General features: G+C 51.8%; 16 protein-coding genes. 12 read left to right on the top strand and 4 right to left on the bottom strand.

Going from position 1 to position 17957, the window contains the following annotated elements:
* Positions 1-112: 112 nt before the first annotated feature.
* The 3 genes from ACXAFR_RS21350 to ACXAFR_RS21340 all read right to left on the bottom strand — a co-directional run bounded on the left by ACXAFR_RS21350 (position 113) and on the right by ACXAFR_RS21340 (position 2883).
* A complete protein-coding gene (locus ACXAFR_RS21350; RefSeq protein WP_475180733.1) occupies positions 113-475 on the bottom strand; it encodes a c-type cytochrome in 363 nt (120 codons plus the stop codon).
* 67 nt (positions 476-542) lie between these two features.
* Positions 543-1982, bottom strand: coding sequence for a flavin monoamine oxidase family protein (locus tag ACXAFR_RS21345; protein WP_475180730.1), 1440 nt, complete (start codon positions 1980-1982; stop codon positions 543-545).
* A 193-nt stretch (positions 1983-2175) separates the two neighbouring features.
* Positions 2176-2883 carry a Crp/Fnr family transcriptional regulator gene (locus ACXAFR_RS21340; RefSeq protein ID WP_475180728.1) on the bottom strand — a complete coding sequence of 236 codons (708 nt, stop codon included), beginning with the start codon at positions 2881-2883 and terminating at the stop codon, positions 2176-2178.
* 533 nt (positions 2884-3416) lie between these two features.
* On the opposite strand from ACXAFR_RS21340, the gene ACXAFR_RS21335 reads away from it, so the two are divergent.
* Positions 3417-4607 (top strand): CaiB/BaiF CoA transferase family protein, encoded by a 1191-nt coding sequence (locus tag ACXAFR_RS21335; RefSeq protein WP_475180725.1) that lies wholly within the window; start codon positions 3417-3419, stop codon positions 4605-4607.
* Positions 4608-4705: 98 nt separating this feature from the next.
* On the opposite strand, the gene ACXAFR_RS21330 is transcribed toward ACXAFR_RS21335, so the two are convergent.
* Positions 4706-5503, bottom strand: coding sequence for a GntR family transcriptional regulator (locus ACXAFR_RS21330; protein WP_475180724.1), 798 nt, complete (start codon positions 5501-5503; stop codon positions 4706-4708).
* Positions 5504-6128: 625 nt separating this feature from the next.
* On the opposite strand from ACXAFR_RS21330, the gene ACXAFR_RS21325 reads away from it, so the two are divergent.
* The 11 genes from ACXAFR_RS21325 (at position 6129) to ACXAFR_RS21275 (ending at position 17940) form a co-directional block, all read left to right on the top strand.
* On the top strand, positions 6129-8381 hold the full coding sequence (locus tag ACXAFR_RS21325; RefSeq protein ID WP_475180722.1) for a TonB-dependent receptor: 2253 nt from the start codon (positions 6129-6131) through the stop codon (positions 8379-8381).
* 69 nt (positions 8382-8450) lie between these two features.
* Entirely contained in the window at positions 8451-9839 is a 1389-nt protein-coding gene (locus tag ACXAFR_RS21320) for an MFS transporter (RefSeq protein WP_475180720.1), read from the top strand.
* A gap of 21 nt (positions 9840-9860) precedes the next feature.
* The gene (locus ACXAFR_RS21315) at positions 9861-10901 is read left to right on the top strand and encodes a class I SAM-dependent methyltransferase (RefSeq protein ID WP_475180718.1); all 1041 of its coding nucleotides are present in this window, start codon (positions 9861-9863) and stop codon (positions 10899-10901) included.
* The gene (locus ACXAFR_RS21310) at positions 10894-11169 is read left to right on the top strand and encodes a hypothetical protein (RefSeq protein WP_475180717.1); all 276 of its coding nucleotides are present in this window, start codon (positions 10894-10896) and stop codon (positions 11167-11169) included. Before ACXAFR_RS21315 ends, ACXAFR_RS21310 begins: the two co-directional genes overlap by 8 nt.
* Before the next feature lie 35 nt (positions 11170-11204).
* Entirely contained in the window at positions 11205-12389 is a 1185-nt protein-coding gene (locus tag ACXAFR_RS21305) for a serine hydrolase domain-containing protein (RefSeq protein WP_475180714.1), read from the top strand.
* Positions 12390-12456: 67 nt separating this feature from the next.
* On the top strand, positions 12457-13866 hold the full coding sequence (locus ACXAFR_RS21300) for an FAD-dependent oxidoreductase (RefSeq protein ID WP_475180711.1): 1410 nt from the start codon (positions 12457-12459) through the stop codon (positions 13864-13866).
* Complete coding sequence (locus ACXAFR_RS21295) at positions 13863-14843, top strand: alpha/beta hydrolase family protein (protein ID WP_475180708.1); 981 nt, start codon at positions 13863-13865, stop codon at positions 14841-14843. Before ACXAFR_RS21300 ends, ACXAFR_RS21295 begins: the two co-directional genes overlap by 4 nt.
* Positions 14844-14943: 100 nt before the next feature.
* Positions 14944-15156, top strand: coding sequence for a hypothetical protein (locus tag ACXAFR_RS21290; RefSeq protein WP_475180704.1), 213 nt, complete (start codon positions 14944-14946; stop codon positions 15154-15156).
* Positions 15157-15373: 217 nt separating this feature from the next.
* Entirely contained in the window at positions 15374-16042 is a 669-nt protein-coding gene (locus tag ACXAFR_RS21285; RefSeq protein ID WP_475180701.1) for an isochorismatase family protein, read from the top strand.
* Between the two features lie 21 nt (positions 16043-16063).
* Positions 16064-17011 carry a polysaccharide deacetylase family protein gene (locus ACXAFR_RS21280; RefSeq protein ID WP_475180700.1) on the top strand — a complete coding sequence of 316 codons (948 nt, stop codon included), beginning with the start codon at positions 16064-16066 and terminating at the stop codon, positions 17009-17011.
* A complete protein-coding gene (locus ACXAFR_RS21275) occupies positions 17008-17940 on the top strand; it encodes a polysaccharide deacetylase family protein (protein WP_475180697.1) in 933 nt (310 codons plus the stop codon). The genes ACXAFR_RS21280 and ACXAFR_RS21275 overlap by 4 nt, the downstream gene beginning before the upstream one ends.
* Positions 17941-17957 lie beyond the last annotated feature (17 nt).

The raw sequence follows: 17957 nt of genomic DNA, 5'->3' as shown, positions 1-17957 counted from the left end.
AGCATTAATCAACCGCCCACTCATTGGCGGCCAAACGAGCGAAGCGGCACCCTCAAAATAAAAAAGGCGCATAAAATGCGCCTTTTCCGTCGAATAACGACCACTCATTGATCTATTTTAGGCTGGCATAATAAGCCGCCAGATTTGCAATATCATCATCGGACAGCGGCTTTGCCATCGGCTCCATCATCGGATCTTTGCGCTCACCAGAGCGAAAGGCTTTCAACTGTTTCACCAGGTAATCGGACTTTTGCCCCGCTAGATTCGGCCACATGGGACCGTTGCTGATACCCGCCGCACCATGACAGCTGGCACAGAGCACGGAGCGGGTTTTACCCGCCTCGACATCGCCTGCCGCCGTGACATTACCAGCCGCCAGTAGGTTTAAAGCGAATACCGGCACTGCCGTACCCACAGCAAAAGATTTCAGGCGCCCAAATACAGCCCCCAGGATTTTAGAACGCAATTTAGCCATAACAGACATCTCTCTGAACACGGTTTACAGATAGTTTTTATGATGAACACTGAACAACAAATGAATATCAGACAGTGACGCGAGCGATCACTTCCTGAGCAACTCTCTCCCCGGATTCCAGACTGCCCTCCATCCCCGAACTCCATCTTGCCGTGTGCTCACCAGCGAAATGCAGACGCCCGGAAGGCTTGGCAATCTCTTGCCCGTAGCGCGCTATCTGGCCGGGACGCCACACCGCAAAAGAACCTTTCGCATAGGGTTGCTGCTGCCAGGAATGCAGCTTAATAAATTTCACCGCGCCCTTGGCTTCAGGCAGAGCCTTGTAGAACTCCTTTTGCAAAAGCGCGGCCGCATCAGCGTTAGACATGGCCTCTAGCGTATCAACAGGATCACCATTGACCCAGAGAGTTAGGTTGGTGAAATTACCGGTATAGCTGGGGTCACTCGCAAAGACCCGTTCGATGATGGAGTCTGACCAAACGTTTGGTAGAAACCCCTTACCCTCCCAAAATGGCGACTCAACAGAGAAATGTGCCTGAAACACCTTACCGTACGCCAACTCAGCAACAGCTTCCGCTTGAATCGCGGGCAAACCTGGCTCGACCACCACATCACGTAGCGCGGTAAATGGCACCGCAGAAACGACATAACTCGCAGTAAAGGTTTCGCCATCCGCGCAGCTAACTTGTACCCCGGAATCGGTTTGACGAATACGTGCCACCGGCTTATCCGTATGCACCTGCCCTTTTAACCCTGCCGCCATGGCTTGCGGCAGCTTTTGGTTACCCCCCTTAACCGTTCGTACACCGCCTGGCGTGGTCATGGATTGCCCCACCAGATAATTGTTTCGATGCAAAAACAGCAGCGACGACTTATCCAGCGTTGGGCCATAATTGTTGCTGACCCCCATCATATGAATAGCCGCGTCGTCGTAACCTTGCTGCTTAAGATAATCCGCAGCCGGAATATCGTACTTTGCATAGGCGGGATCCAACCAATCGCTGATGTCACTAAAAGGTGCAGGCCCCATAGCCCGACTCAGTAACATATCCGGCATGGCCGCCTTGGCATCCTTAGGGAATGGATTTAACGGAGAAGATGCCCAATTCGAGGGCAAAATCCGCTGCTCTTGAACCTGTAAAACCTGGCGCTCCGGCTCCGAGCCCATGGTGAAGTCAAAAGTGCCCAGCTCAACGCCGTATTTCATGGCCAAAAACAGGGTTCGACCGTAAGTAGGACCAATGGTCTGCCCACCGGCTTCCGGACTTCCCGGTACGTCGGTCAGAGTGAAGAGTCTCCCACCAATTCGAGGTGTCGCCTCCAAGACCCGCACGGATAAACCAGCATCTTCCATCAAAGTGGCCGCGTATAGACCCGCTAAGCCGGCACCAATCACGATGACGTCAGTCTTTTCTTGGCTCCACGCCACCGGCGGCAACCCCAAACTGGCGGCAACTCCCACAGATGAACGAAGAAATGCCCGACGGGCAATGGGTTTTTGCAGCATGGAGGCCTCAACAATTATGAATCAGGATAATAATGAATATGACGAACTGACATTGCCAGACTTTAGAGAGGCACTTTGCGCTTGTGTATGATAAATATCAAAATCGCGGCATCGCAGAATGGCGTATTGCGGACAAATAAAAATGCCAGCCCTTTTCAGGACTGGCATTTCAGAAGACGATTAACGGTGACGATCAAGTATCAGCGAGTTCGATCATTTGATCCATATCGATCACTTCAAGAACCGTTAATGACGGAAAGCGGATAACACCATCGGATTTAAGCTTTGCCAAAGAGCGACTGACCGTTTCAATGGTAAGCCCCAGATAATCAGCCATGTCCTGCCGGGTAAGATGCAACTCAGTGCGATCAGCCCGAGCACCAGGCTGACGCTCCAACAGTTGTTGAAACAGAAAACACAGGCGTTCATGGGCTTTTTTCTGACCGAGAATATACACCTGATCCAGAATGCGATTCAGCACGCGAACGTTAATGTCTTTAATGTTCGTTTTGAGGCTCGGCATTTGCTCCGCCAAATCATAGAGCCGCTTACGCTTAAACTCATAAAAGCTGGCATCGGTAAGGCAGCGAGCAGCCAGATCATAGTGATCACTGTTGGTCAGCCCCAGGAAATCTCCAGGGAATAACAAAGCGACGATTTGACGGCGTCCATTGGACAAAAAGCGTTCAACAGAAACCACTCCGCTGATAACGTTGTATACCTTGGTAGCTTCGGCGTTCTGATGAAACAGATAACTGCCACTTTCAACGCGAATCTGCCGGGAGTTGGTAATCGTCTGCCTGTATTCGACTTCACTCATTGCTTTAAACAGAGCGCAATCATCAAAACCCAGGCGCGAATGGTAACGACCGGTCTGAGGTGTAGGGACGATCATATTCATAGCGTTAAATCTCGGCAGCGTAATACTTGAGGGGCAAGCTGAGAGCGCCGTTTTAGGGCACCGTCTCCGAAGCAGGCAAAATAAACGCAGCAATAATTAAACCAACTCGCTGAGGTCGCGATTTCTCTACCAATAAGGAAATCACAAGCGCCATACTTGCACCATTATCGTGCAAGCCAGCAATGAAACCGGTTAAAAATGCACCGGAGTTGATGCGATATGTCCTATTACTATAGCTTTAGGACTAAAGGCGCTAAATCGGCCAATTATTAGACTCGTCTCGGCGCTATATCTTGGCGAGCCGCCGAATGACCGTCCGAGCGTTACACATGGGAACAAGAAGTTACGAATACACCCAACTGAGTTTCATTCAGCGACGCGTGTCTCAGAGGCTGACTCCATCAAAAATAGTCGCCAGTGCACCCACCCGAATAACCTATAAATATATTGTTATATTGTTATGTCTTTTTAACTGTATTATGATGCACATCAAAGCAGCTCATGAAGACAGTCAGGCAGGGAACCACGGCTCTATGACCCCCAAAAATCTAAGCTCATTAAAAGATATTAAGGTTGTTGAATTCACTCACATGGTCATGGGTCCTGCCACTGGGGTCATTCTCGCCGACCTGGGCGCGGATGTCGTTAAAATTGAGCCGATCGATGGCGACAAAACCCGTAACCTGAAAGGTTCTGGCGCCGGCTATTTTCCCATGTATAACCGCAACAAAAAAAGCCTGTGCCTCGACTTAAAGTCCGAAGCGGGAAAAAAAGTTGCTCTGGCGCTCATCAAAGACGCTGACGTTCTGATTGAAAACTTTCGCTCCGGTGCTATGGAAAAGCTCGGTTTCGGTGAGGCGGAAATGCGGAAAATCAATCCGGGGTTAATTTACTGCTCACTCAAAGGCTTTCTAAAAGGTCCCTACGAAAATCGCACTGCACTTGATGAAGTTGCTCAAATGATGGGTGGCCTCGCCTATATGACCGGCCTGCCCGATCGCCCAATGCGTGCAGGCTCCTCGGTCATCGATATCACTGGCGCCATGTTCGGTGTCATCGGCATTCTTTCCGCCCTGCATGAACGCAATCAAACCGGACGCGGACGTCAGGTAACCAGCTCACTGTTTGAAACAACGGCGTTTATGGTTGGCCAGCACATGGCACAACAGGCGGTATCCGGGCAGGAACCACCGCCAATGTCGATTCGCCGCAGCGCTTGGTCCGTGTACGATATTTTTAAATGCCGCGATGACGAGCGTGTGTTTATCGGTGTTGTCAGTGACGGCCTGTGGCTGCGTTTTTGTGAAGAATTTGGTTTCGATGAACTGGGCAGCGATTTAGACCTTAGAAAAAACAACGACCGACTGCTGCAACGGGATCGAATTATCGGAACCGTCAGCGATGCCTTCGCCGACATAGAAAAAAACGAGCTGATGGCGAGGCTGGAAAAAGCCGGTATTCCTTTTGCTCCAATTAATAAACCTGCTGATCTATTCGACGATCCTCATTTGCTGGCATCCAATGGCCTACTGGAAGTAACCGCCGGCGAAGGGAAAACCTTATTGCCCACCCTACCGGTAGAAATTGATGGTCAACGGGCAAACCTTTACCACGATATGCCGCAACCGGGTGAAGACAGTGTAAGTATTTTGAAAGACGCGGGGTTTTCTGAAACAGACATTGAACAACTGCTGGCAGACAAGGTCATCAATACCAGTCGTTAACGATTCCTCTTAGCCATCCATGGATGAGCTTTTCGTGGGGCCGGCTGGCCCCATTTTTTTATCGATTTTTTGATGATTTCGAAGCGCTGATAGCGACGTCAAGACGCTCCTGGCTCAGTCAACGACATACTCATCTGATATTGGAATATGGCGGGGTTATAACTGCCCAAGAGAATATCAACCAGCTTACCATCAGTATCGTAAGATTTGCGCGTCAGAATAAGCAGCGGCGCACCCTCTTTTAACTCCAGCTCGCTGGCGACTTCCGGCTTGGCCGCATCGGCACTCAACAGCTGATCGATGCGGGACAAGTGAATTCCCGCTTTGCGCAACAATTCGACACGTGTCTGTTTTTTCAACGCCGCATTGGTAAAGCATCCCTTCGGCGCGAGCGTCCAGCTGATGTAATAGGCAAAAGGCACTTTTTCATCTTCGGTATAACGAACCCGCAGCAATCTCAGTGCGCCCTCGTCTTCTTTTAAGCCTAACTCTTCACGAATCTCTGCTGGCGGCACCAAAAAGGTATTGTCCAGTGTTTTGATTTGCGTATGCCGCCCCATGGACTCAATACTTTCAAGCATACCGACCAGGGGCGCCTTAACCGGCTTCGGCTGATATTTATACGTGACGCTGGTGCCGCGTCCGCGCCGACGTTCAACCAGATTTTCCGCCGCAAGCTCATCCATAGCTCGCTTAACGGTGATCCTCGACAACCCAAAGGCTTCACCCAACTCTTGCTCTGTCGGAAGCTGTGAACCGTAGCTGATCGTTCCATCAACGATTTGGTCTTTTAGCAAAGAATAGAGCTGGTAATAAAGCGGTGTTGGCGCATCGGAAATAATACCCGACTGCTTACTGTGTTTCTTGAGCAATGAAATAACTGAAGATTTTGCCATGTAGGGATTCCGTTTTTTCAATTCCGAACTTTGAAATAACCTCTTCTCAGCTAGGATCTAATGACCTATTAATAATATATTATACTCTTATCGCCATCTATTAAGTTCTGCCCTAACCCCTTAAAAATTCGAATAATTTCAGGTTTTTTTGACCGATTCAGGGCTATTCGTCAATTTTTGACGCCCGCCTCCCTCTCGCAATCGCAACAGCATTGCCTGTTTTTGACATTGGGAGCGCTCCATCTTTTACGTCGCCAAGACTTTATAACCTTCCAAAGTATGAGGATAAACACGCCATAAGTGGCAAAATCACTGCATCTTTTTAGCGCAAGCATACTGGTGTGCGCCCTCCAAACACCCAGTATTTTTTCGAAAAACCCCACACACCGTGCGCTCAAATTGTCCTCGCTCCGTCAAAATAGCCCTACTTTGAAGCGGCCTTTAAATAATTCTATTGAATAACAATTTATTCAATTTTTTTCAGTGGTTAAGCCTTGCAGGACAATCAATCTTGCTGGTATACATAATCCTATTGATATGCCATTGATACATATCAAAGATGAACATCGATAATTCGCACCATTCGCAGGCATTCAGATTGACCCGCTTAAAGAGGCAAGGACAGATGGCAACAACTCGCAACCAGGTTTTTTCATATGGACTCATGGCCGGCGCGGTGATGACCGCCATCCCCACAGCCTACGGACAAACAGGAAATCACAATGCTGTTATGGAGGAAATGGTTGTTACCGCTCGCAAACGCAGCGAGAGCATTCAGGATGTTCCCTTAGCCATTAGTGCGCTCAGCAGTGACTTTATCGAAAAAGCCAATATCACCGGAATGGAAGATATCGCCGCCAATACCGTGGGCTTAACCTTCCAGTCTTTCAAAGGCGGCGGCTTAAGCTCTCCTGTGATCCGCGGCCTGGCACAGACAGATATCGCCAGCTCCGATAACAACGTGGGTGTCTTTCTGGATGGCGCGTTTATCAATGGCAAAAGTAACATCGATATTGCCCTACTCGATATCGAGCGGGTCGAAGTGGTCAAAGGCCCACAGAGTGCGATGTTTGGTCGCAACTCGTTTGCTGGCGCCATCAATTATGTGTTGAAAAAACCCGGTGACGAATTTGAGGGGAAAGTGACCGGCACCTTGGGTTCCGATGACCTTCAGGAAATGAAAGCCTCGATCAGCGGCCCGTTGATTGAAGGCGTGCTCGCCGGCAGCCTCTCACTCAGCAACAGCCATTTTGACGGCACCCTCGACAATGGTTTCGGCGGAGAAAAACTCGGCGGCTGGGATCGCAAGCAGGCGTCCGCTGGCAGCTTGTACTTTACTCCAACCGACCGTTTTAGCACTTACCTCTTCTACTATTACGGCGAATCCTCACTCGATACCACGGCCGGCTATATTTTGGATAATAACTGTGGTGGCAGTGTGCAAACGTCCTTCCCCAGACCCGGTGGTGATGGCGGTACCTACTACTGTGGGGATGTTGATTTTCGAGACGATTACTATGTCTCTCACTATGCACAAAACAGCTTCTATCGCACCGAAAAAACCACATTGGAAGCCAGCTACGATTTCGACACTATGTCGCTGACATTTATGACGTCGTTCGGGGATTATTCCTTTGACGCCCTGTCAGATTCGCAACTGGATGACAGTGAAGACAGCAATGTCACCCGTACCTTTTCTCAGCCGTTTACTGGCCCGGCTTCGGATCAAAGTTTCGAACTGCGACTGCAATCGACCACCGATGATCCTCTGCAATGGCTGGCGGGTATCTACAGTTTTCACGGGGAATTCTCTCAAGTTGCCGAGAGCTATCTCTCCACCTTTCCACTCTCCGAAGGAGTGGGCAGCCCGCTGCGCAATCAAGAAGACATCAGCGATGTGCAAGCCCTCTTTGGCTCACTCGACTACCGTTTCAACGATGCCTGGTCTGCGTCTCTCGAACTCAGATACACGGAAGAAGATAAAACACAGCACAACTATCTCGCAGAGACCAGCAGCTCCAACAACTACTACTTCGTCACGCCAAGATTTAGCCTGACGTGGGATTTTTCCGATACCGCCAACCTCTATGTCAGCTATGCCAAAGGCGTGAAATCCGGAGGCTTTAATGCCACCACCTACGCGCCGGAAATGAGCTATGACGAAGAAACCATGGACATGTACGAACTGGGCTATAAAGGTGAGCTGTTCGATGGTCAAATGTCTTTGAATGCAGCCGTTTACATGTTTAACTGGGACGACATTCAGTTTACCGCCCCCACCAACAACCCCGACGGTACCACCAACACCACGCAGAATATTGGTGAAGCAGAAGGCTATGGGGCAGAGATAGAACTGAGCGGCTTTGCCACCGATAACCTGCAATACCGCTTCGGTATTTCTTATACCCAGCCAGAGTTCGTCGACGATACCACGGATTACGGAAGTGCCCGTAACTGCCCGGATTCAACACTGTCCGTAACAGGCTGTAGTACCGACATTAGCGGCAATCTGGTACCGCGTATGTCTGAAATGCAGATCAGCACTGGTGCCACTTGGTTCTTCAACATTCTCGACGAAGAATTCTATCTGCGCGCAGATCTCTCCTATGAATCCGAGAAATATGCACGCCCTCTCAACGTACAAACCTACGGCGAATACACCCTGTTAAATATGCGCGCTGGCTGGTCGCGGGATCATCTCGAAGTCGCCTTCTGGGGCAAGAATTTACTCGATGAAGAATACATTCGCTCGACCGTTAACGAACCAACATTCGGTGGTTTCGTTGCAACGGGCACCACAGCCACCTCCTCCACCTACAGCACGGCGTTTCCTGCCAACACGGCAAGTTTTGGCTTGACAGCAACCTACAACTTCTAAAAAAATCATTGCTGCCGGTTGCATAGAGACGGCAGCAATGGATCACCCAATAATGATGAAATCGCGCCCATGAAAGACAGCTTTAACTACATCACTGAAGTGCCTAAAACGCTTAAACTTTCCTGGGGCGTCGGCGCTCTGGGCGTCAGCGTGCTGATGAACTCCGTATCCTTTCTGATCATGTTTTATATGGTCGGGGTGCTGCATATCGAACCGGCACTCGCCGGAACACTGATGTTTGCCACAAAGATACTCGACGTCGTCAGTGATCCCGTGGTGGGCGTATGGAGTGATCGTATCAATACCCGTATTGGCCGACGGCGCCCGTTTTTAATTCCAGGTGCAGTGGTGTCATCACTGGCGTTAATCATCATCTTCACCACGCCTCAATTCTCCAGTCAGGTAGTCATCGCCGCGTATATTTTTACCGCGCTGCTGTTCTACACCATTGGTTACACCTTGTTTAATGTACCCTATATGGCGATGCCAGCGGAGATGACCGACAGCTACCACGAGCGCTCATCCATCCATGCTTTTCGAGTGGTGTTTGTCACCATGGGGTCATTTCTCGCCAGTGCCGTAGCGCCTTGGGTGTTGGAATCACTGGGTAAATCCGAGTGGAGTTCTTACGTCGTTATCGGCATCGCTGGTGGCATTATTGTATTCGTAACCATGATGTTGACCTTCTTTGGAACTGCCAGCGCCCGTCATCAAAAATCCGGCGCCGCCATTCCAGATCTGCGGGCTGACGTGAAAGCCATTTTAAAAAATAAATTCTTCGTTCGACTCGCTATGGTTAAAGCCTGTCAGCTGTTGGGCGTCGCGGCCTCCAGCGCCGCGATGATGTTTTTTATCGTCAACAGCCTGCAGCTGAACCTCAAAGATCTCTCTAAATTTTATATGGTGGTCACTCTGGTTTCCCTGGTGGCCGCACCGCTGATCGTGCGTTTGTCGAAAGTCATTGGCAAACGGACCACCTACATTGTTATCGGCGTCTGTTACATACTCTATGCCCTCAGCTGGACTCTGGCACAACCGAACGAAAGCTTACTGCTGATGCTACTAAGAGCGGTCGCTTTGGGCATTTCCATGACCGGCAATATTCTTCTGGCCATGTCAATGCTGACCGACACCATTGAATACGACGCACGACGCACCGGCGTTAAACGCGCGGGCGTGTATACCGCCATCTACAGCCTGACGGAAAAAACAACCTTCGCCTTCGGTCCGCTGGTGATTGGTATTGCCATGTCCATGGCAGGCTTTGACCGCACTTTGCCACCAGAACAGATGCAGACCCCAGCCGTACAAGATGCTCTGCTGTTAGGTGTCTCCTATTTACCCGCACTGATGGGGATCGCAGCCGTACTCATCCTCTCGGGCTATCGGTTGGACGAAAAAACCTTGAACGAAACACAACTGGCTGACGACCAATCACCCCTCGGCGAAAAAGCCTAAACGTTTTCCAGGAGAAGACCTATGCAACTCAAGCATTTGCAATTGCGCCAACGGGGCCGAGCCGAAGTGGATTTTATTATCGGTCTGGCCCGTGGATCCAAATCGGTTAAAGCCGCTGCAGCCGCAGAGATTAACGAACGGGTTGCCGATCGCTCCCTGCCGGAAGATCTCGACGAACGTGGCGAATTGATGGATAGCCTGCTGAGCGATGCCAAAGCGTTTAAAGCCACTGAAGTGTTCACCGAGTGGCATTCCCGATACCACGGCGTGGCAGCCATGAACGCCTTTGATGAAATCGGCAGCGCACTGACCGACGAACTGGACAGCTATGATGAAGGGCCTGCGTCGCTGGATGAAAATCCAGACCTGGTTATCCCTGCATACTGGCAGGACGTGGAATTTCACCGCACCGCTGGCGGCTGGGATGGTCACCCCTATCAGGGCTGCGTTCACGGCGAAATCGTACACCGGCGTATCGTCGAAGCCATCTACCCCGGCGGCATTTTCGTACAAAGACGCAAGGTCGCAGCCTCTGCCACCAAAGAACACTACCGCCAGATTTTGGATATGGGCTGCTCCACCGGTCACTTCACCGAAGCGCTGGCAGAGACCTATCCAGACGCCCAGATTACCGGCGTTGATATTTCACTGCGCGCCTTACAACAGGCCCGACGTGTCGCCAATGCCAACGGCTGGAGCTGGCAGCTTCTGCGCCGCAAAGCAGAAGACACGCAACTGCCAGCGGGCAGTTTTGATCTGGTCGCCTCCTACATTTTGCTCCACGAAATTCCTGCAGACATCATTGTGCAGGTCTTTCAGGAAGCCTGGCGTGTTATGACGCCCGGAGCCGATTTTGTGTTCAGTGATGTGCCGCGTTTTTACGATATGGAGCCACTGCAAGAATGGCAGGCCGATCGCAACGCTCGGGTTGGTGGCGAACCTCACTGGCGTTCATCCGCCCTGTTAAACGTTGCGCAAGCGGCAGAAGACATTGGCTTTATCAACGTGAATGTCGACGCTGGCTACCCCTATGTGATTCGAGGAACCAAACCCAATGAGTGATGCCCCCTCCAGCTACAACAACCCCCAGCGACCGATTTTCAGCAACCCGGAAGTCGATACGCTGGCGTTAACCTTAATGACGTTGACCAAAGAACTGTGGGTTGTCAAAGATCGCCTGCAAATTCTGGAAACCGTTCTCGATGAAAAAGGCATCGATGTTTCCGGTCTGGTGGACCGCTACCAACCGTCACCAGAATTGCAGAAAAAACTCGACGCAGAGGCGACGCGGCTGCTCGAAGCCATCGCAGAATCACTCCAACGCCGCTAATGTGCGGCAGTTTTTCTCAAGAAGTCGAATCGCCCATGACAGGTCACACTCGCGTTACCCCCAGACAATCATTGTACCGTACCATCACAGCCAAACTTTGCCGCAGCTTTTTGCTGTCGAGTCTTCTCAGTTTTTCCGCCGTCACAGTATCGCAAGACGACAGCTTCGCCACAGCACAACAGCGATTAACTCCGCTCGCGACGATAGCAGGCCAACTCGAAAATCCTTTACCCAGTGTTGCGCCCGCCGATCAAAAAGATTTTTCCCAGAGCATCGCCCTCGCGAAATCCAAAGGCAGCTATTCGCTGCTCGTGTGGCAGGGCGGAAAAATCCAACTGGAACATTACTTTCCGCCCTATGATGCCAGTCTTCGATCGGAATCCGCGTCAATGCACAAATCGGTAATGGCCCTGGCCTTTGCCGCGGCTCTAGACGATGGTTTTATCGACAGTGTTGACGACCCCGTCAGCAAATATCTCCCGGAGTGGAAAGACCGCCCGGAAGGACAAATTACCTTGCGGCAGTTGTTAACCATGACCAGTGGATTGGAGCCGTTGAGCTTTGCAGGTGGAGACAAGTCACCCAGCCGCCGCTTTTACCTCGGAGGCCCAGAGGCCAAAGAACTCTTGCTGGACATGCATTTGTCCGCCAACGATGGTCATAAATTTGTCTACGCCAACACCAACAGTCAACTGTTGGGACGAGTGTTGGTTTCGGCTACGGGCAAAGATTATTCGTCTTATCTGTCAACGCGACTCTGGCAGCCTCTGGGTGCAGACGATGCCTACGTCTGGCTCAACGAACCTGAGGGCCTACCAAGAACCTACACCGCATTTCTTGCTAGAGCCAGAGACTGGCTCCGAGTGGGCCTGCTGATCAAACAACAGGGAAGCTGGAATGGACAGTCGTTGATCCACCCCGAAACCATCGCCAAAATGCTGGCGCCATCAGCGGCCAACCCCAACTACGGCTGGCAAATCTGGCGAGCTTCTCCCCATGAGCCAGAACGTTTCTACAACTATCACAAAGTCGGTCCTTCCTTTACTGCCAAAGCACCGTTTCCAGCAGAGGATATGGTGTACTTCGATGGCTTTGGAGGGCAGCGCGTCTATATCAGCCCATCAATGGACCTGGTGATAGTACGACTGGGAGATGCCCGTTTCGATTGGGACGACAGCGCCCTGCCAAATAGTGTCGTCGATGAACTCAACCTCCAGTAATTCACCAAAACGACCGACAGCAACTTTAACTCCGGACCAAAAAAAGCACGATAAGAGACGACAGACTATGAATCTTGAAACCTTTTTCACCCCGCCAAGCTTCGACTATACCTATCCTGTCGTTGTGGTCGGCGCTGGCGCCTGTGGTCTGTGTGCTGCTCTCGCGGCCAGCGATGCCGGTCTGGACGTTTTACTGCTCGAACAGGATAAAACGCCACTGGGCACTACGGCCATGTCAACCGGCCTGATTCCCGCCGCCGCAACGCCAGAGCAGCGGGCTGAGGGCATTGAAGACTCAGCAATGCTGTTTGCTTCAGACATCATGAAAAAGGCGAAGCAGGAACCCAATGCCGCAGTGGTTCAGGCTCTCGCGGAGACCTCCGCAGATACCATTGACTGGCTGCGCAACAAGCATCAAATTCCCCTGTCGTTAGTAGACGGCTTTACCTATCCCGGTCACAGTGTCCGCCGCATGTATGGCAGTCCCAATCGCAGTGGCAGTGAACTGATGGCAGCACTCTGTCAGGCCATCGAAAACAGCCAGGTTGATCTGCTAACAGAAGCCAAGGTCGAAGACCTGCTGGTCGATGCCAATGACAAAATCGTCGGTATTCGTTTGCAACGCCCCGATGGCACCATGGAAGAAGTTGGTTGTGAAAGTCTGATTCTTGCCTGCTGTGGTTTTGCGGGCAACGCGGAGATGGTGAAACAGTATATTCCCGAAATGACCGACGCCACCTTTCACGGTCATCCCGGCAATAAGGGCCATGCGGTGCACTGGGGGGAATTGCTCGGCGCAGCCCTGGGCGATATGAGCGGCTACCAAGGCCACGGCGGCCTCGCCTATGGCCACGGCATTCCAATTCTTTGGCCCCTCATTATGGAAGGTGGTATTCAGGTCAATAAATTGGGCGAACGCTTTTCCGATGAAAGCCAGGGCTATTCCGAACAGGCGCGCAATATTTTGCAACAATCGGATGCCTGCGCCTGGAGCGTGTTCGATCAGCGTCTCTATGATTTGATGATGGGCTTTGATGACTTTCAGGAAGCGGTCTCTGCAGGCGCGGTGATTGGCCCTCTCGACGTTGATGCCCTTGCCGAGCGCATGAAAATACCATCGGCGAGTCTTGCCAGTACACTGGCAGATGTCAGTGAGGCGGCACAGACCGGTACTCCGGATCAATTTCAGCGTCGGTTTTTGCCCGCACATCAAATGCAAGGGCCATTTTACGCTGCACGGGTCACCGGAGCCCTATTCCATACCCAGGGCGGTCTCGAGGTCGACGGTGAAGCGCGTGTACTGCGCAACGACGGCACTCCCTTTCCCAATCTGTTCGCAGGTGGCGGCGCCGCACGAGGCGTTTCAGGTTCCGGCGCCAGTGGCTATATCGCCGGCAATGGCCTACTGACTGCAACCAGTCTCGGCAAGCTGGCCGGGCGCACTGCCGCCACTCAGGTACAGTCAACAACACCATGAGAGTCCACAACCACGGCATCATCGCCCTCTTGTGTGCCCTGAACATCTGCCTCCTAAGCGCCTCGCGCCTAGCGTTGGCAGACGCGCAGGTCACCTGCACGTCAGATGCACTGCCGAGTGCTCACACTGAGGTGATTTTTCCCCACGAGAACAAAAAACAAACTCGCGTTTGGCTGGGCTGGCCTCAAACACCAGGTCACTACCCGTTGATTCTTTTTTCACACGGTGCGTTTTCCGCACCGGAGCGTTATCTGGCAATACTGCAACCACTGGTCGCCGCCGGCTATATCGTCGCCGCCCCCTTGCACCAGGATTCAGAATTACTCAACAATCCCACCTTGAGCCGCGCAGATACCTGGGAGCTACGCCTGAGAGATATACAGGCACTGCTGTCAGACAAGAATCATCTGTTACAACAAAATCTGCCCGATGACGTTCTTATCGATGAACAGGCGATTGCCCTTGCCGGTCATTCCTATGGTGGCATAGTCGCGCAGGTCTTTGCGGGCGCTCGCACCGATGCGCTCAGCCATAAACTGGCAGACGATGTGCGCATTAAAGCCGTCCTCACCTGGTCGCCACCTGGCGCTATGTCACCCACGATTCCTAAAGACAGTTGGCAAACCATGGACACCCCCAGCTTGGTTATCACCGGCTCCAAAGATGTCCTGCCAGGGTTTATCGACAATTGGCAGCGGCACCTGGATGCCTGGTATAGCGCACCGGCAGGCGACAACTGGGCTTTTATCGGCGACGGTGTAGATCATTACTTTGGTTATCATATTTGCCGCTTGGAACCACCAACAACGGATTCCCAGATCGATGCCTCACAATTGCCCAAACTAAAAGCCAGCGTGACAGTTGCTCGCCAATTTCTGGATACCTACGTCAAACAGGACGCGAAAGCTAAAACTTGTTTAAACACGGCTCGGGTATCGACCTTAACGGACGACGGCTACTCTGTAGAGCGACGATAGCCCGCTCTTGAAGACCATCCCAACTCAGGCTTCAATTCGCGGCAATTTCCCTGTAGAGTTTTGTCCTGTATGCAGTTTTTTCACGACAGGGAGTCCAGCCATGGGAATCGGCGGTATTAGCTATATTCAACTAACCATCCTGACCCCAATCTTTTTTATGTTCGGCCATGTGCTTGTCTCGCGTCGATCCCGCGGTATCTATAAATTTGGCTGGCTGATTTCTATGATGTTTTTCCCGCCCATTTACATTGGGTACTTGCTTTACACCCAGCCCCCGCAAGTCCAACATGAGGCCAGCAAGCCCACCGAATAAATCCAAATATCCCTGCTTGCAATCATCGTTCGATCACCTCGACAGCGGAGCAAGCAGCCCAATACGGATAAGGTTTCCAGCAAGAATTTTCTGATCTCCGCGCCTTTCAGCGGCGTGTGTAAGCGCCCTTTGCAATTCCCTATTTGTTATATCTTTATACCATTATAAAAGTATTATAGTATGGGGTAATGTCCAGCCACCGCACCACGGAGTCGCTATGGAATTATCCGACAAAACCGCCCGCCAGCTTTACGAAGAAGTCAAAGCCAATCCCGCCCGCAAACGTTTTGGATTTGGCAACAAGGCCATTCTCGTCAACATCGATTTGCAGAAAGCCTACACCCGCACCGACTTATTCAAAACCGCCTACGAAACCGATCCACGTCAGCTGGAATACGTCAACGACCTCGCCACCGCGTTTCGCCAACTCAACTGGCCGGTAGTCTGGACTCACGTCGCCTATATGGACTCTGGCGAAGATGCCGGGGTTTGGGGCACACGCACAGACACCCCCGACAGCTTGCAAAACATCAAGTTTGATAGCGAACGGTCTGAGTTTGACGATCGCTTGATCATCGATCGCAAAAAAGACGTCATCTACTGTAAAAAAATGCCCTCTCCGTTTTTCGAAACCCAGTTACAGAGCCTCTGCGTTTGGCATCAGGTGGATACCGTCATCCTAACCGGTGGCTCGACGTCTGGTTGTATTCGCGCGGCGGCGGTTGACAGTTTGTCCCGAGGCTATCGCACCATCGTGCCGGAAGAATGTGTTGCCGATAAACACGAGAGCTACCATTTCGCCAACCTCACCGATTTGTCCTTAAAATACGCCGATGTCCTGTCTGTTGCCGAGGTAACTGACTGGCTGGCAACACGCGGCCAATAATTAGGCAATAGGTAACGAGCGATGAAAGCAGATCCCGAATATTACGGCTACTGGCCCTACCACCAGCGCCCCAAAATCGAATGGCCCAACGGGGCGAAAATCGCCTTTTGGGTCGCTCCCAATATTGAATTCTATGAGCTGGATCCTCCGGCCAATCCCCATCGCAAACCCTGGCCTCAGCCTTTCCCCCCGTTGGCGGGCTACGGTATTCGTGACTACGGCAACCGCGTTGGGCATATGCGTCAAATGCAGCTGCTGGACAAATACGGCATTCGCGGTTCGATTTCCCTGTCCACGGCCCTGTGTGAACACCACCCGGAAATCATCGAACTCTGCAAAGAGCGCAACTGGGAATTCTTCAGCCACGGCATTTATAACACCCGCTACACCTATGGCCTGAGCGAAGAACAAGAGCGCGAGATGATCCGCGACTCGATGGAAACCATCTATCGTCACACCGGTCAGCATTGTGCCGGTTATCTTGCGCCGGCGCTCTCCCACAGCGATTACACCCTCGACTTATTTGCGGAAGTGGGTACCGAGCTGTTTGGTGACGACGCCGGTTTTTACACCTGCGATCTGTTTCACGACGATCAGCCCACGCCGATCCAACTGCGTTCCGACAAGCGCTTCGTCTCCATTCCCTACTCTCTGGAAATGAATGACACCATCGCTTACGTCACCAACAAAGTTGAGCCAAGACACTACGGCAAAATGTTAAAGGCGAACTTTGATCGTCTTTATCAAGAAGGAGCAGAAAGCGGCACCATCATGTGCATCCCCACCCACAACTACCAGGTCAGCTGTCCCCATCGAATGAAAGCCTTCGAAGAAGCCTTGGAATACATCACTGGCCATGACGATGTCTGGGTGACCACCGGTCGCGAAATAGCATCCTATTTTCTGGAGCACTATTACGACACCGTCAAAGCCGACATCGCCGCTAAAAGCGGAGGAGCGACAGCATGAGTTTGGACAAAAGCTATCTGGAGTATCCCCGTCGCCAATACGGTATGGACCACGACTGGTACGACTGGTCACTGCTGACGGAACGCAAACCGGTACACTGGCCAGACGGCAAAAGCCTGGCCCTTTGGGTCAACGTTAACGTCGAGTTTTTCCCGCTGAATCAAATGAAATCCGCCGTGGCAGTTCCCGGTGGCATGACCATGCCCTATCCGGATTTACGCCACTTCAGTCTGCGAGATTATGGCAATCGTGTGGGTTTGTTCCGCGTGCTGAATGCGCTCGATAAAGCCGGTTTTACGCCAACGATATCGGTCAACGGCGCCATGGTAGAACGGGCGCCCTATCTGGTGGGTTTTCTGAAAGAACGCCAGTACGACATCATTGCCCACGGCTGGCAAATGGATCACCTCCACGTGGGTGAACTGGATGCAGAAACCGAAGCGGAATGGATCACTCGCACCACCGATACCCTCACCAGCGCCTTTGGTCAAGATATGCGCGGCTGGTCGAGTCCGGGCCGTCTGCAAACAGCAACTACCGCAGAATTACTGGTACGCCAGGGTTACGAGTATATGTGTGACTGGGTGAACGATGACCTGCCGTACAATTTTACAACTGGCGCCGGGAACATCATCTCAATGAGCTTGTCCAATGAATTGGATGACTTTTTCATTCTGTGCAACAACCTTCACAGCGAAGACAGCTACGCAGAACAAATCATCGATGCCAGTGACTTTCTCGTCGCCGAATCCATTGACCAGGGTGGGCGCATGCTTGCGCTCAATGTTCATCCCTGGCTGTTAGGCCAACCCCACCGCATCGCTGCGTTTGAACAAGTGCTCCAGCATCTAGCCCAAAAAGCGGAGATCTGGAACGCATCTGCTGGCGAGATTCGCAAGAGTTGGTTACAGCAACAGAATCAAGGTTAAGCTTTAGGCGCGAGTAC

Source organism: Pseudomaricurvus sp. ABR4_320 (assembly GCF_056159445.1).
This window is presented reverse-complemented; position numbering and strand designations above follow the sequence as displayed.